Below are 16,682 nucleotides of genomic sequence, written 5' to 3'. Positions count from 1 at the left end.
GAGAGGGGCTTTGAAGATAGCTCCCCTTCCCTTGTAAGGGGCGGGGGGTTAGGTCTGGGAGCGCTCCCTTGCACACAGGAGTCACTTGTGTATACACGGTAGCCAAGATAGAGGGTGGATGCCGACAAGTATTAGCCCGCTTCTTGCCACTCTCAGTATATCTACAGAGATGATGATTTCTTGGTACCGGGATAGTTTATGAAGATTGCGTGAATCTACTACAAGTTCATCCTAGCTTAATTTATACTTGTGGTAAGTATCAGGGTTTCTTAACATTAACTGAATATGGTCAGGGTGGCGCTGTTTAGGCTTAGGAAAGTTTGAAATCCTGCCGTTAGCACTGAGCTGAGTGCTGATGATGTTAGCTGCAAACAAGCAATTTCCTGGAGAGATAGATTTTGCCAAAGTATCTGTTTTACCACAGATAGGTTCGCTCAATTTGCCCCGCCTAATGCAAAGGGCAAAATTTGTGAAGAAGCAGTAGGAGAAAGCGATCGCTCCTAAAAAATGGGATGAGAGCGATCGCTCCTACTGCTCCTAGTTGACTTCACAGTTCCAGACAACAATTGAAAATGAAAAGAGACTTCTATGGCTCCGACAACGCTTGCTGCTGGTGACATCGCCATTATCGGTTTCAACTTTGACGATCCCGATCAATTTGCCTTTGTTTTGCTAAAAGATATTGATTCTGGAACTACAATTCACTTTACAAATAAAGGTTGGCAAAGCAGCAATGAATTTAGAAAGGGTGAAGGTACCCTGACTTGGACAGCAAATAAAAATTACTCGGTTGGCGAAATTGTCAATCCGGGCGTTGGTTCAATGAAACTTTCGAGCGGTGGAGATCAAATCCTTGCCTACCAGGGATTGGCAAGCAATCCCACTTTTATTTATGCAATAAATAGTAACGATTCAGAATGGGCAGAGAATGCGACCAGTAACAATAACTCTGCATTACCGCCAGGATTAACAAACGGATTGACAGCGGTATCTATCCCAGAAATTGATAACGCAACTTATAACATTACTAACGGCACTTCTGGAACTAAGGCAGAGTTACTTGCAAAAATCAGCAACCCAGCTAACTGGACGGGAAATGACACTACTCGATTGACGATGCCCAGTAGTGCATTTACAGTGACGAATATTGGCAGTGGAATAACAGAATCCCTCAGTTTAACTGTTAACTCCGCCACATTTTCAGAAGCGGCGGGTACAGGTGCTGCCACTGCAACTGTTACCCGCACGGGAGACTTATCAAATTCGGTCACGATTAACTTACTCAGCAGCGACACCAGCGAAGCCACTGTTGCGACAACTGTAACCATTCCGGCAAATCAGGCATCAGCAACCTTCGCAATTGATGCAGTCAACGATCCGTTTGTGGAGGGTTCTCAAACGGTGACATTAACAGCTTCTGCAACCCAATATACCAGCGGTACAATTAGCGTTACGGTGACTGACGACGAACTAGAAGCTGGTAATATTCGTATCCACGATATTCAAGGTGCAAGCCATACATCGCCACTGGTCGGTCAGCTGGTCTATAAAGTACCTGGTATCGTCACCGCAGTCCGGTCGAATGGATTCTATCTCCAAGACCCGAATCCGGACGCGAATGATGCTACCTCGGAAGGGATTTTCGTCCTTACTTGGATAACACCCAAAGTCAGCGTTGGCGACTCTATTCTGGTTAGCGGTATTGTTGATGAATCCATTCCTGGCGGTTCTGATAGCAGCAATCTCTCCACGACTCAAATTATGGTGGGAAATGCAGGGATTGCAACGATTTCTAAGGGCAATCCTTTACCTGGTAGCACTATTTTGGGTGAGGGTGGACGCACGATTCCAACTCAAGTTATTGATGATGATGGATTAGGTATATTCGACCCGACGCAAGACGGCATTGACTTCTACGAAAGCCTGGAAGGAATGCGGGTGCAGGTGAACAACGCGGTAGCGGTAGGACCTACCAATGATTTTGGGGAAATTCCCGTCCTGGCTGACAGTGGTGTGAATGCTGGCACCCGAACGGAGAGGGGCGGTATTGTAGTTCAGCCTGGGGATTTTAACCCGGAACGAATTATTATCGACAATGCCATTATTAACGGTGAACCTCAGGTGAATGTCGGCGACACTTTCAATGGTTCCATCACTGGCGTCATCGACTACAGCTTTGGCAATTATAAGCTTCTCAACACAGCACCTTTACCTAATGTTATTTCTGGAAATTTAACGCGGGAAACGACTGCATTAACTGGAAGTGCCGACCAGCTAACGGTGGCTAGTTTTAACGTCGAGAATCTCGACCCCAGTGATGGCGAAGCTAAATTTACCAGCCTTGGCAATATTGTCGTCAACAACCTCAAGTCACCAGACATTATTAGCTTAGAGGAAATACAAGACAACAATGGTGCCACCAATGATAGTGTCGTTGATGCCAACCAAACTTACCAAACGCTGATAAATGCGATCGCATCTTTGGGTGGCCCGACTTACGAATACCGTCAAATTAACCCGGTAGACGACCAAGATGGCGGTCAACCGGGAGGCAATATCCGCGTCGGTTTCCTTTTTAAGTCAAATCGCGTTCAGTTTGTAGACCGTCCTGGCGGCACTTCCACGACCAATACCACCGCAAATAGCGGAACAGAGGGTGCAGAACTTTCCGCTAGTCCGGGTCGCATCATTGACACCAACCTCTCCGATGGTGATGCTTTTGCCGACAGTCGCAAGCCTTTGGTCGGTGAGTTTCTCTTCAACGGCAATCAAGTATTTGTCATCGGCAACCACTTTAACTCAAAAGGTGGCGATCAACCTCTTTTCGGAAGTTCTCAACCGCCGACACTCACCTCAGAAGCACAACGTCTACAGCAAGCCGCTACAGTTAATAACTTTGTAGATAGCCTGCTGGCGGTTGACCCCAATGCCAATGTCGTAGTGATGGGCGATTTCAATGATTTTCAGTTCTCGAAGCCGTTAGAAGTATTGAAAGGGAACGACCTCACGAACCTGATTGATACTTTGCCGCTAAATGAACAATATACCTACGTTTTTGAGGGTAATTCTCAGGCACTTGACCACATTTTGGTCAGTAAAAATCTCAACACGACGGCAGAAATTGATGTGGTGCATCTCAATGCCGAGTTTGCAACTCAAGACAGCGACCACGATCCGCTAGTCGCCCGTTTTACCTTACCAATTAATGGCAACGCAAGTTCTAATACTTTGGTTGGTAACGATAGTAATAACCGCATTGACGGGAAAGCGGGGAATGATACTCTGATCGGTCTGCAAGGAAATGATATCCTGACCGGCGGTGGCAACCAAGATATTTTTGTGATTCGTAGCAGTGATGGCACCGACACTATTACAGATTTTGGCGGTATAGGAAGGGGAAATAATCCATCCGCAGATATTATTGCCGAAGTCGATACGCTCAAATTTGAAGGTGTTGGTTTAACTGCCAGTAATCTACTTTTAACTCAAACGGGTAATGATTTAGCGATCGCATTCGACGGCGTTGAAAACACGAATGTCGTCCTGAAAAACTTTAGCCTCGAAAACCTGAATAACCTCCAACAATCTACAGGCGCGTCGGTAGACATCGGCAATATTCTCTTTGACGGACAAACACAGATTCAGCAAAGCTTTGACATTGCTAACGCTAACGAGGATCTCAAACAGATTTTCAACAAAAATACCGTCACTTTCCTTAACGATTTGGATAACAACACCCAAGGTTTTGCTGCTTCTAACGATGTCATTAACGGTCAAGGTGGCAATGACACGCTAGAAGGATTGGGTGGCGATGACTTGCTGCGTGGCGGGATTGGTAACGACACTCTGTTGGGTGGACAAGGAAATGATTACCTTGCAGGTGGCGACGGTGATGATTGGCTGAATGGTGGTATTGGTCAGAATACACTATTAGGTGGTAGTGGTTGCGATCGCTTTGTTTTATCCAATAGCAGCGGCGCAAACACAATTCTTGACTTCACCAATGCTCAAGACCTAATCGTATTGTCCGACGGTTTGAAGTTGGAGTATCTAACAATTACCCAAGGTACGGGTGCGAATGCAAACGATACTTTGATTGGTATTGCCAACACCGGGGAACTATTAGCGACACTCACTGGAGTGCAAGCGAACACCCTTACCAGCGATGATTTCACCACAATCTAGCTAAGTGAAAATCAATCGGTAATCGTCTGTTGACCCTAATTGGACATCGTTCTGGTTAGGGTTGACGGATATAGCCAAGACTTCTTTGCTTTCTCCCCTTCCCTAATAGGGAAAAGGTTAGGGGTTAGGTTCTTATCTGAGAAGTATTGATAAATCCCTATAACAAAAAACTATATAAAGCGGAAATAAAGTTACAGTGAATTTTTCATAAATTTATCATGAACTTTTTGTCATCTTTCTGAAGTAGGAAACAATTAGAGTGTCAGGTGAGTGCAGAAAGGATTGAAATGTGCTGAAGACTACACTACAGATTAAACAAATCGACACGCTTCAATTTAACGGCTATAAGTTCCAGAACTGAGAATTACCACCAATGCCTAAGTGAAGCCGAGAGAAGCGGTAACAGATACATGAGTGAAGGAATGGCGATGGGAATTTTCATAGATGAGCGGCAGAAAAAGCATATTTAGCAATATTTGTCAAATTTTTTCATGATATTTGGTGCGCGATCGCGTTGCACCCCAGTTTTGATGTCTAATTCAGCTTAATTCATAAGGAAATTTAATCATGCAAGACCTCTGCAATCATTCCTCTGACCTAAATCAACAACTAAACAACTCTGTTTACAGCCTCAAGAATGGAGACTTCTACACAGCAGCGATTTCTCCTATTCAAGCTTCCCCCAACAAAGAGATTGTCTTCATTGATGAGACAGTTGAAAATTACCAGAGTCTTGCAGCAGGAGTCAAACCAGGAACTCAGGTTGTTATCCTCAACCCAAGACAAGATGGAGTAACGCAGATTACAGAGGTGCTGAAGGATTGCACCAACATCAAGGCAATTCATATTGTCTCCCACGGCAAAGAAGGCACTTTGCAACTAGGGTCAAGCCAGCTAAGTGCAGATACTCTAGAAACTTACACCCACTTTTTGCAGCAGTGGAAATCTGCGCTAATACCTGACGCCGATATTCTCCTGTATGGATGCAATGTGGCATCTGGCGCACCTGGTGTTGCCTTTGTAGAAAATTTAAGTCAGCTGATGGGGGCAAATATTGCCGCTTCCAATAACCTTACTGGCAGTGTAGCGTTAGGCGGTGACTGGAATCTGGAAGTCAAAACAGGGTCAATTGAAACACCCCTAGCATTTGATTCCTCAGTCATGCAGGAATACACCTCAGTTTTAGAAATTTTCAAGTTTATCGGGGGATCAACATTTGATTCAGCTTACAACTACTCAGGAACCACAGTCGGCGGCTTATCAGGCATTACTTACGATGCCGCTACTAATACTTACTACGCTATCTCCGATGCCAAAAACGATGTTAACGGCGCGGTTCGCTTCTACACCCTCAACATCGATCTGAGTTCGGGTTCCTTAGGAACGATTAATTTCACAGGTGTTACAACCTTGAAAGACTCCGGCGGTACCCCCTTTGCAGCGAACATTTCTGATACAGAAGGCATCGCCCTTACCAGCGGTGGGAATGCCTTCATTTCTTCAGAAGGAATATTTTCTTCTACAAACGCACAGCCCTTTATTAACCAATTTAACCTAACAACAGGAAATCAAAATTTATCGCTGTCTATTCCTAGTCCTAAATTTGACGTATCAGCAGACACAACTCAAGGTGTCCGCAGTAATAAAGCTTTTGAAAGCCTGACTATTACGCCTGACCAACAGGTTTTATTTACAGCGACGGAAGTTGCTTTAGAACAAGATGGTCTTGCGCCAACAGGCAGTGCTGGCAGTCCTTCCCGCATTTTGAGATATGACTTGTTGACAAGCAACCCAGGAGCAGAATTTCTCTACAATACTGACGCTGGAAACGGTATTTCGGAACTATTAGCACTCGATAATAATACCTTCCTGGCGATAGACCGTTTTGTAAACCCCTTTAGTGGAGGCAGCTTAAGACTATATCAGGTATCTCTGCAAGGAGCCACTGATATTAGTAGTTTTCCCACCCTTCCGGGCAGTGGCATCACACCTGTCAAGAAAACTCTGATTGCTGATTTCCAAGCTTCAAACTTGCCTCTGGGTAATTTTGAAGGCATGACGCTTGGTCCCACTTTACCAAATGGGAAACGCTCTTTAGTGCTTGTCAGCGACAATAATTTCGGTGCAGGTTTTGGCATTCCCACCCAGTTCGTCTCTTTTGAAATTAATAGTGCCCCCGTACTAGATAACAGCGGGTCGCCTATCATAACAACGATTAACGAAGATCCTACCAGCAACCCAGGCACTTTAATTTCCTCGCTTATTACCACTTCTGTCACAGATTTAGACACTGGAGATGCCAAAGGAATCGCCGTAACGGCAGCGGATAATACCAATGGCACTTGGCAGTTCTCAACCAACGGCGGCACTTGGACAGCCTTCACACCATCAGAAAGCGCAGCACAATTGCTGGCAGCAGACGCTGACACCCGAATCCGTTTTGTCCCCAGTGCCGACTATAACGGCACCGTAACCGCAGGCATCACCTTCCGCGCCTGGGATCAAACTACTGGAACTAACGGCGGCACTGCAAATATCACCACTAACGGTACTGGCGGGTTATCTTCCTTCAGCACCGCGATTGAGACGGCTAGCATCACCATTAATCCCGTCAACGACGCTCCCACCTTTACGCCAGGAACGAATCAAGTTGTCACCGCAGGCACAGGGGCGCAAAGCGTCACCGGATGGGCAACCGGGTTCAATCCGGGGCCAGCTAACGAATCCAGCCAAACGCTTCTCGGCTACCAGATTGTCAGCAACAGCGCCCCCGGCATCTTCAAAGTTGCGCCCACCATTAATGCTACGGGTCAATTGACCTACACTCCCTCTCCTAGCCTTGGCAGCAGCGCCACTGCAACGATTGGTGTCACCGTTCAGGACAATGGCGGCACTGCTAACGGCGGTGCAGACACTTCAGTAATTAAGTTTTTCGATATCACCGTCAATCCCAACATTGCACCATTAAACGTAGTCATTAACGAAGTTGCCTGGATGGGAACTAATGCTGACTTCAATGATGAATGGATTGAACTTTACAATCCCACTGCTAATGCAATCGATTTGAGTGGCTGGACGCTAACATCTGGCGATGGCACTCCCAGTATCACTTTCCAAGCGGGGAAAATTATTCCCGCTGGTGGATACTTTCTGTTAGAGCGCACGGATAATACAACCGTCAACAGCATCCCATCTGACTTAATTTATACAGGTTCCCTTGGCAATGCTAGTGGGGAGACACTGACACTCAAAACACCAGATGGCGTTGTGATTGACACTGCCAATGGAAACGGCGGCGCGTGGCCTGCTGGCGCGAATGTCACAGGTACTCCCACCGTCCGTTTAACAATGGAACGAACGAATCCCCTCGCCGCCGATACTGATAGCAATTGGCACAGAAATGATGGCGTGACTCGTAACGGCACCGACGTTGGCGGAAATCCCATCTATGGAACACCCAAAGCTGCTAATTCGGTTCCCGTTCCTCCTGGTGTCACAGTGACTCCAATTACAGATTTGACGACTACAGAAGCTGGAGTTACTGCGACTTTTACCGTAAAACTGAATACAATTCCCATCGCTAATGTCACTATCGGTTTAACCAGTTCCGATACAACTGAGGGGACTCTCTCCACTTCATCCCTAATTTTTACTCCTAATAACTGGAATACTCCCCAAACTGTCACCATTACTGGCGTAGATGACACGATTGTTGATGGCAACATCGCTTATTCCATCATCACCGCTGCAACAGTTAGCACTGACATCAAATACAACAACATCAACCCAGCGGATGTGGCTGTAGTTAACAATGACAACGACACGCCAATTGTTAATCTCACCTCCATAGATGCCAATGCGGGGGAAACCGGCGCAAATACTGGTACTTTCCGCATCAGTCGCACTGGTACTTTCGGCGACTTGATTGTATATATGACCATTGATGGCAGTAGCAGTGCTAGTGCCAGTGACTATAACCTCAGTGGTAACAGCACCCTTGCGAGTAGCGGTACAAATGTCAAAATTGTCATTCCTAATGGTAGTGACTTCGTAGATATCACTCTTACACCTAATGATGACACTCTCTACGAAGGGTCAGAAACACTCCAGCTAAAGTTGACAAATGGAAATTACATTATTGGTAGCAATAACGCTGCTACTGTCACTATTGCCGATAACGATCCGATACCCAGTCTTACTATCGGTGATTTTAGCTTAATGGAAGGCAACCTGGGCACTACCGATGCCACCTTTACCGTTACCCTTTCAGCAGCTTCCAGTCTACCCGTTACTGTAGATTACGAAACCGCCGATGGTACTGCCAAGAACTTATCTGACTTTACCGGGATTAACGGCACCCTTACTTTTTCCCCTGGTGAAACCACAAAAACTATCAAGGTAGCAGTTCAAGGCGATACTCTCAATGAAATTAACGAAAACTTCTTCGTTAACCTAAAAAATCCCAGTAATGCCACAATTGCTGATAACCAGGGCATTGGCACTATCAACAATGATGATGCCCCACCCAGTATTTCCATTGATAATGTCTTGGTCATTGAGGGCGTTAACGGCGGCACTAACTACGCCATCTTCAACGTCAATTTGTCCGCTATTTCTGGTCAAACTGTTGCAGTAAATTACGGCACATCTGACGGTACTGCTACTACGACTAATAACGACTACACCAGTGTCAATGGCACTCTCACTTTTGCCCCTGGTGAAACAAAACAAACTATCAGTGTGCCAATCGTCGGCGATGCCCTTAATGAACTCAACGAAACTTTTCTAGTCAATCTGTCCAATCCCAGCAAAGCCACAATCGTTAATAACCAAGGCACTGGAACGATTATTAACGACGACAACCCGCCCAGTATTACTATCGGCGACACCAGTATCCTTGAGGGCGACAGCGGCACTAGCAACCTCACCTTTATCGTTAAACTGTCTGCTGCTTCTGGTCAAGTCGTTACTGTAGATTACGCCACCGCTGACGACAAAACCACAGTTGGCAGTGACTACATTGATACCAGTGGCACTGTAACTTTTAACCCCGGTGAGACGGAGAAAACGATTACAGTCCAAGTGAAGGGTGACACCCTCAATGAAGATAACGAAGGCTTGTTTGTTAATCTAAAAAATGCCAGCAGCAACGCCACAGTCGCTGACAACCAAGCTTTAGGTATCATTATCAATAACGATCCAGTTCCCAGTCTTGCTATCAACGATATCCCTATTAATGAAGGCGATGGTGGTAGTACCAACGCGACTTTCACTGTCACTCTTTCTGCTGCTTCTAGTAAAACTGTGACGGTAAACTACAACACCAGTGATGGGACTGCTACGACAGCGGATGGGGATTATGCGATCGCTTCTCCTACCCCAATCACTTTCGCACCGGGTGAAACTAGCAAAATTATCACTGTTGCAGTTAACGGCGATACCAAATTTGAAGCCAACGAGACTTTCAACATTAATCTGACTGCTGCAACTAACGCCACTATTGCCAAAGGCACCGGAGTTGGCACCATTAACAACAATGATGCTATCCCCAGCCTCACCATTAGCGATGCCATCGTTACCGAAGGCAATAGCGGCACTAAATTAGCTAACTTTACCGTTAGTCTTTCTAATGCTAGCGCTCTAGCGATCGCAGTCAATTATGCCACTGCTAACGGTAGCGCGATCGCTCTCAACGACTATACCAACAAGGCAGGCACTCTAAATTTTGCCCCCGGTGTCACCAGCCAAATCATTACTGTTCCTATCATTGGTGACAATGTGGATGAGGCGAATGAAACCTTTTTTGTTAATCTCTCCAACCCCATCAACGCCAAGATTGCCGATTCTCAAGCAGTCGGTACCATCCTAGATGATGACACTGCTGGCTTCACGATTTCCCCCATCAGCAATAACACCACCGAAGTGGGAGGTACTGCGACATTTACGGTTAAACTCAATAGCCAACCCACGGCTATCGTCACCCTTGGTTTAGCGAGTTCCGATACGACAGAAGGCAGCGTCTCCACGCCATCGCTGACCTTTACTCCGAATAACTGGAATCTGGCTCAAACCATTACGGTAAAAGGAGTTGACGATGTACTTGTCGATGGGAATATCGCCTACAGCATCGTTACTGCCCCTGCTATTAGCACTGACGCCAAATACAACGGACTCAACCCTCAAGATGTCGTTGTTGCCAACATTGACAATGACACTGCGCCCCTCAATGTCATTAACGGTACTTCGCTTTCTGAAACCTTGGTAGGAACCTCTTTAGACGATCGCATCATTGGTTTCGGCGGTCATGACACGATTGTGGGGGGACTGGGAAAAGACCGGATTTACGGCGACGACGGCAACGATACTCTGATTGGCGATCTCAACAGTAACGTGTTAGCCGGAGGTTCGATGGGCATGGATGACCTAATCTACGGTGGGACGGGTAGCGATCGCATCAATGGTTGTGGCGGCAATGATACCCTGTACGGCGAGGCAGGCAGCGACCAAATTTGGGGAGATGGGGGCGATGACCGACTCTACGGAGGCTTGGGGAATGATATCCTCACCGGAGGTTTGGGGCGAGATATCTTCGCAGTTGCCAAAGGGGAAGGCACTGACACCATCCGCGACTTCCAAATTGGTCAAGACTACATTGGGTTAGTCGGGGGTTTGAAATTGAATCAGGTTTCAATTATTCAGCAAGGTAGCAATACCAGCATTATTGACAGTTCCACTAACCAAACCCTGGCTATATTGGCTGGGGTGAATGCTGGTACTTTTCTCAGTAGTGCTGCTTCCACTTTTGTGAGTATTTAGTACCGCTGTGGATATGGGTTTGAAACTAAAACACAATTTAGCTGGGAAAAAATGCTTCTAAGAACATCAACACCGTGCATCTACACAATTTTGCTGCTATTAGGAACGCTAACCTCAAACGCCGCCCAAACAACTGAGTTTCAACCTAATTCTTCAAGCGCGACAACCGACTTTACAGGTGTTACAATCGTCCACTTTCCTGATGGCGTTGCTCAATTAAATAACAATACTGTAGGGGCATCCCTTGTGGATGCCCTTGATGTAGCTCAATTAAATAACAATACTGTAGGGGCATCCCTTGTGGATGCCCTTGATGTAGCAGAACACCCACAGAAAGCGTCCCCATATCGTTCTAAAAATCAGCAACGCTTCCCTAATTCCATCGCTTCTGCCGAGTCAAATTTTTCTCACCCAGTAATAGACTCAAATCGTTTCACCAATCAATTGCAGCAGATCCCCCCAACCCCCCTTAATAAGGGGGGCAAGAGAATATCAAATGTATTGTCTCAAAAGAGTGAATTGGTATCAGAAGTTGAAACTGTAGGCTTCTCTCAGGGTAATTCTCTCAACCCATCTTTTTACACGCTAAAGGAAGCGGCTTTTATCGCCCAAACAACTAACCTAGATGCGCTTCCTCAACCAGAATTTAGTCCCGAAAACGCACCTTATCCAGAGACAGGCGAAGTCCAATCTCCTCAACCTTTAGCAGCAGTAATAACACCTCCCCGCACTTTGCGCGAAGCAGGTTTTATCCAAGAAATACTGACTCCAGAAATTGCATCTCCTACAGCAGAGATTAGCGCCGATACCAAACAGATAGCACAATCAGATCGAGTCCGTTTCCAGCGATTTATGCCTCGCATTGGTGCTGAATTTACTACTGGCTCTGGGGTAGGTTATGAAAGCTCTTTTGGTAGCATTGAAGGCTTTGTTCCTTTATGGCAAAATTCAGACAACCTCACTTTCTTAGAAGGTCGGTTGCTGTTGTCAACGGTAGAATCTCATATAAGCAGCAATATTGTTTTAGGACATCGATTTTACAGTTCTAAAGATAATCGTATTTTTGGCGGCTATGTCGCCTTCGACACCCGCGACACGGGTAATAGCAACTTTAATCAACTCGGTGCTGGATTTGAAAGTTTAGGAGAAAGCTGGGATATTCGCGCTAATGCTTATATTCCGGTTGGAGATACCCGCCAACTGACCCAAGAGACAGTTTTTTCTACAGGTTTCTCGTTTTCAGACCCTTTCTTTCAGGGTAATTTTTTGGGTCAAACTAGAAATCAACAACTTCGGCGCGATCGCAATTTTGAAGCTGCGATGACAGGGTTTGATGTTGAAGCTGGCGTGAAAATTGCCCAGATAGGTCGAACCGGCGACCTCCGAGGCTATGCCGGACTTTATTATTATGATGCCCCAGGCAGTACGGAGATTTTGGGCTGGCGGACTCGGTTAGAAGCCCGTCCTACTGACACTTTCAGGCTGGGACTATTGCTCTCAAATGATGCCACTTTTGGCACGAATTTGGTGCTGAGTGTGGGGACGAATTTTCCCGGAACTCGTCCGAGAGGGATACGAACTGAAGATCGGGTTCTGGCGCGGCTGGGGGAATCTGTGACCCGAAACGCAAATATTGTAGTCGATGAACAATCGGAATCTGAATCTTTCAGCGTGCAAGATACGGTGTTTGTTACGAATCCCGCGACGGGACAACCGTGGAGATTTCGGCACGTCAATTTAGGAATTGGAACCGGAAACGGTACGTTTGAGAATCCGACGGCAACAGTTTCTGAAGCCTTGGCTGTGGCGCAACCCAATGATATTGTCTACGTGCAACCGGGGACAAATCTTGGGGTTCCTGCTTTCAAGATTCCTGACCAAGTGCAGGTGCTTTCGACGGGTCCCGTGCAGCGTATAGATACGGTGGAACTCGGCAATGTACAATTACCCTTGTCTAATGCGGGAGTACTGCCAGACGTGACAGGAACGGTCACGATGGGGAACACGACAACCCTTTCGGGTTTTGCTATCACCACAACCACTGGTTCTGGCATCGCTGGAAGCAACATCAGCAATGTAATTATTCGAGACAACGCGATCGCAAATTCTGCCAGTGAGGGCATTTTACTTGAGAACGTGACCGGAGACGTGACGATTCAAGACAATGCGATCGCTAATTCTGGTTTGGAAGGCTTTTCCCTCAACAATAATCAGGGGCAAGTTAACTTAATTCTTGCCAAAAATACGATTACCAACAATGGCGTTTTAGCTAGCGAAGGGGACGGCATTAATATTGAACTTCGCAATACTGCGACTGGAACCTTCAACATTTCCAACAACATAATTGCTAACAGTAACAGCTTCGGTAGCATCGCCGACGGAGTCGAAGTCAAACTGTTCGAGAGTGCTTCCGGAACCTTTAATCTTACTAATAACCAAATAACCGAAAATCAATTTAGCGGAATTAATATTGAACTTGAAGCCAATACTTCGGGAACATTTAATATTACCAATAGCATAATCTCAGACAATCAATTTGACGGAATTTCTCTCAAACTAAACGATAGTGCGACCGGAAACTTTAATATCGCCAATACTCAAATTTCTAAAAGTGGGTTTTATGGAATTGGCATACTTCTCTCAAATAATACCTCTGGAACATTTAACATTACCAACAGCACGATTTCTGAAAACCAAGATAACGGGGTGAATATCGCACTTTCCGATACGGCGACAGGAACAGTCAATATTTCCAACAACCAGCAGATTTCTAAAAATGGATTTTACGGGATTTTTACCAGCATCAATGGAAATGCCCAGCTTCGGTTTCTCAGCGAATCGAATCAAATTATTGATAATGCTTTTACCGGACTTTCCCTCAACAGCTTCGATACTGCCAAAATCTTTGCCGGAGTCCGGCTTAACACCTTAACAGGCGGCGCAATCGGCGATCTCGAAGCAATAACCAGCGGTTCTGGCGATACAATTTGTCTGCAACCCCACAATAATACGATTGGCAACTTTTTCTTAAGTGACAGTTTTGGAGGAGCAATCCAGATAGAAACAGGAACGCTGTCTACAAATAATATCTCTGTAAGCGACCTCAGCAATTGGTCTGCAACCACTGTACCGACGGGAACGTGTGGTTTCCCTTAGTGGGTAAACCAGTTTAGTTCATTCAGATGCAGGCTTTGAACTCGCTTAACTAAGCAAGCTAAGTATCTCTAACTTGCACAGACCGCCTTCTGCTTGAGCGCAAATACTCGCCATACCACCGGCAAAAGCATTTCGGGCAGTAACCGCGAACCAATTTTTTGTGAGAGGTAAAGTTGAATGAATTATGATATTTTATGGTTGTAGTTAGCTAAACCGTGTTAAGTGCTTCAAGCGGATGGTTTATCAATTAACCAGGCTCAAGAAAAATTAAAAAGAGGTTAAATATAATGAAAAAACTATCAAATAATTTATTGCTGACAGGTATTTTATTGTCTTCACTCGCGCTAGTCAGTGGTTGTGGTGGAGGCGACAAATCTACTCAGGCTTCTCCTTCCCCAAAATCTCCTACATCTAAAACTGCAACTACCTCTACACCGACTTCTTCTCAACTGAAGTTTGAAAAATCTTTCTTGGTCAGAAAAACTCCCGATAAAAAAGTTGTGCCGGTTAATGATGGAGTTTATAAAAGAGGGGAAGATGTTCAGCTAGTCTTGCTCAATGTTGGCAAATTCAAGAAAGGTCAGGATGGGAAAAACTGGCTAGATATGGATATGGAAGTTAAAAATGCCAAGGGTGAAGTCATTTTGGTAAAAAAGAGCCTAATTGGAGAAAAAGGACATACGGCTTTAAAAGATGACGTGGCAGTATCTCCCAATGGCACTGTTAATACAACTCCTAAAATTCAACCGGGAACTTACCAAATTACGCTGACTATTTATGACAAAGTGGGTGGTGGTAGGGTAACGGAAACCAAACCTTTTACTTTGAAATAAGGGCGACGCGAACAAAAATAATCTATGATATTATGTTCGGTTGATGACTCGTAATTCCCTTTGACATTGCACCCCACCCCTAGCCCCTCCCCGCAGGCAGGGAGGGGAGCCGGAGCCGCAGAAAATGGCAGGGAGGGGTTAGGGGGAATGGCGGGAAATCAAACGGATTTTACAGCAGTTCCCGCTATTGTGAGGTACGTTCTTAGTCGTGAAAGGTTACAGGAGGTAGCGGGGAGGGGATAAACTGTACTTCATAACAGCAGGAAGCGCTGTATCTCTGATTAAAGTTTGCGGTTATACAAACAAATCCGTTTATGCGATAAGGCTGACTATTTTTGAAATAGCTGATTTCCCAAATTTGAGATCAAACCCAAAAATTAAAGCTTCGATGTTTTATCCCTGCTTGATAAACACGCCCTCATTTTCGGATGAATAGCGGATATTAGCTTCTTTAAAACGCCGCAAAGCTTCAGCTAAGCGATCGCATTCAGCAATCAAACTTACCCGCACATACCCCTCACCGGCAGATCCAAAGGCATTTCCGGGAGTCAATACCACACCTGTCTGCTGCAAGACAGACAGGGCAAAATCTGTTGAACCCATCCCCTCCGGACAAGGAACCCACAGGTACATGGTGGCTTTTGGTTTGGGAACTGTCCAACCCAACTCAGCAAATCCCTCGATTAAAAAATCGCGGCGACGACGATAGCGATCGCATACCTGATTTACATAAACATCTGGAAGTTGTAAGGCGGTTTCGGCGGCAGATTGCAAGGCGGCAAAAATGCCATAATCCAGATTAGTTTTGAGTGTCCGCAACCCTTGAATAATATGTTGGTTGCCTACGACAAAGCCGACGCGCCAGCCTGCCATGTTGTAAGTTTTAGACAGGGTATGAAACTCGACGCCGATTTCCTTCGCCCCTGGAATTTCTAACAAGCTGGTTGGTTGATAACCATCAAAAGCTAATTCTGCATAGCACAAATCATGCACAAGTAAGATTTCGTGCTTCTTGGCAAAGGCAACAATATCTTTGAAGAACTCGCGAGGTGCTGTTGCGCCAGTGGGATTGCTGGGATAGTTGAAATAGAGAATTTTGGCTTGTTGGGCTACTTCATCTGGAATGTCACCGAGATCGATCACCCAGTCATTTTCGGGTTTCAGAATCAGCGGGTGAATTTTGCCCCCAGCGATCGCTGGTCCGCGAAAATGGGGCGGATAAGATGGACTGGGTACCAGAATCACATCCCCTGGGTTGATGTAGGCAAAGGCGAGGTGAGTCAGCCCTTCCTTAGAACCTAGTAGCGGCAAAGCTTCGCTATCTGGATCGAGGTCAACATCATAGCGACGCCCGTACCAGTTAGTGATGGCGCGGCGGAAGCTGAGAGTTCCTTCAAAGGGGGGATAGCCGTGATTTGCCGGATTTTGCAACGCTGCGATCGCTGCGTCTATCACTGGCTGAGGCGCTGGGCCATCGGGATTCCCCATTCCCAAGTCAATTAAATCCAGCCCTTGTTCGCGCGCCCTGGCTTTCAGTTCATCCAGACGGGCAAATACATAAGGGGGCAGTGATTGCAGGCGTTCCGCTGGGCTAATCCAATCTAACGTCATTGGTTAAGGCAGGAAAGTTGGCTTGTTGGCTTGTTGGCAAGGCAGGAAAGTTGCAGGTTGGAGGTTGGCAGGTTGATTAAA

At 46.0% G+C, this 16,682-nt stretch carries 5 protein-coding genes; 4 read left to right on the top strand and 1 reads right to left on the bottom strand.

The genetic code is table 11. The annotated features are described in order from the left end of the window. Window positions 1–588 precede the first annotated feature (588 nt). The 4 genes from ACFW2W_RS08750 to ACFW2W_RS08735 all read left to right on the top strand — a co-directional run bounded on the left by ACFW2W_RS08750 (window position 589) and on the right by ACFW2W_RS08735 (window position 14,990). Window positions 589–4,185 (top strand): endonuclease/exonuclease/phosphatase family protein, encoded by a 3,597-nt coding sequence (locus tag ACFW2W_RS08750; protein WP_378176112.1) that lies wholly within the window; start codon window positions 589–591, stop codon window positions 4,183–4,185. A 567-nt stretch (window positions 4,186–4,752) separates the two neighbouring features. Further along, window positions 4,753–11,001, top strand: coding sequence for a Calx-beta domain-containing protein (locus ACFW2W_RS08745; protein ID WP_378176109.1), 6,249 nt, complete (start codon window positions 4,753–4,755; stop codon window positions 10,999–11,001). Between the two features lie 51 nt (window positions 11,002–11,052). Next, window positions 11,053–14,157, top strand: coding sequence for a right-handed parallel beta-helix repeat-containing protein (locus ACFW2W_RS08740; RefSeq protein WP_378176107.1), 3,105 nt, complete (start codon window positions 11,053–11,055; stop codon window positions 14,155–14,157). Window positions 14,158–14,444: 287 nt separating this feature from the next. Then, window positions 14,445–14,990 carry a hypothetical protein gene (locus tag ACFW2W_RS08735; RefSeq protein ID WP_378176105.1) on the top strand — a complete coding sequence of 182 codons (546 nt, stop codon included), beginning with the start codon at window positions 14,445–14,447 and terminating at the stop codon, window positions 14,988–14,990. A gap of 393 nt (window positions 14,991–15,383) precedes the next feature. On the opposite strand, the gene ACFW2W_RS08730 is transcribed toward ACFW2W_RS08735, so the two are convergent. Beyond that, complete coding sequence (locus ACFW2W_RS08730; RefSeq protein WP_378176103.1) at window positions 15,384–16,601, bottom strand: aspartate aminotransferase; 1,218 nt, start codon at window positions 16,599–16,601, stop codon at window positions 15,384–15,386. Window positions 16,602–16,682: the final 81 nt, after the last annotated feature.

This window comes from Coleofasciculus sp. H7-2 (assembly GCF_042747725.1).
Classification (GTDB): Bacteria; Cyanobacteriota; Cyanobacteriia; order Cyanobacteriales; family FACHB-T130; genus FACHB-T130.
Note: the sequence above shows the minus strand (reverse complement) of the source record. Positions and strands in the feature narration are given on the sequence as shown.

Bases quoted from the DNA above. Each gene is read 5' to 3' on its own strand.
- ACFW2W_RS08750 (WP_378176112.1), top strand. From the start codon at position 589: ATGGCTCCGACAACGCTTGCTGCTGGTGACATCGCCATTATCGGTTTC.
- ACFW2W_RS08745 (WP_378176109.1), top strand. From the start codon at position 4,753: ATGCAAGACCTCTGCAATCATTCCTCTGACCTAAATCAACAACTAAAC.
- ACFW2W_RS08740 (WP_378176107.1), top strand. From the start codon at position 11,053: ATGCTTCTAAGAACATCAACACCGTGCATCTACACAATTTTGCTGCTA.
- ACFW2W_RS08735 (WP_378176105.1), top strand. From the start codon at position 14,445: ATGAAAAAACTATCAAATAATTTATTGCTGACAGGTATTTTATTGTCT.
- ACFW2W_RS08730 (WP_378176103.1), bottom strand. From the start codon at position 16,601: ATGACGTTAGATTGGATTAGCCCAGCGGAACGCCTGCAATCACTGCCC.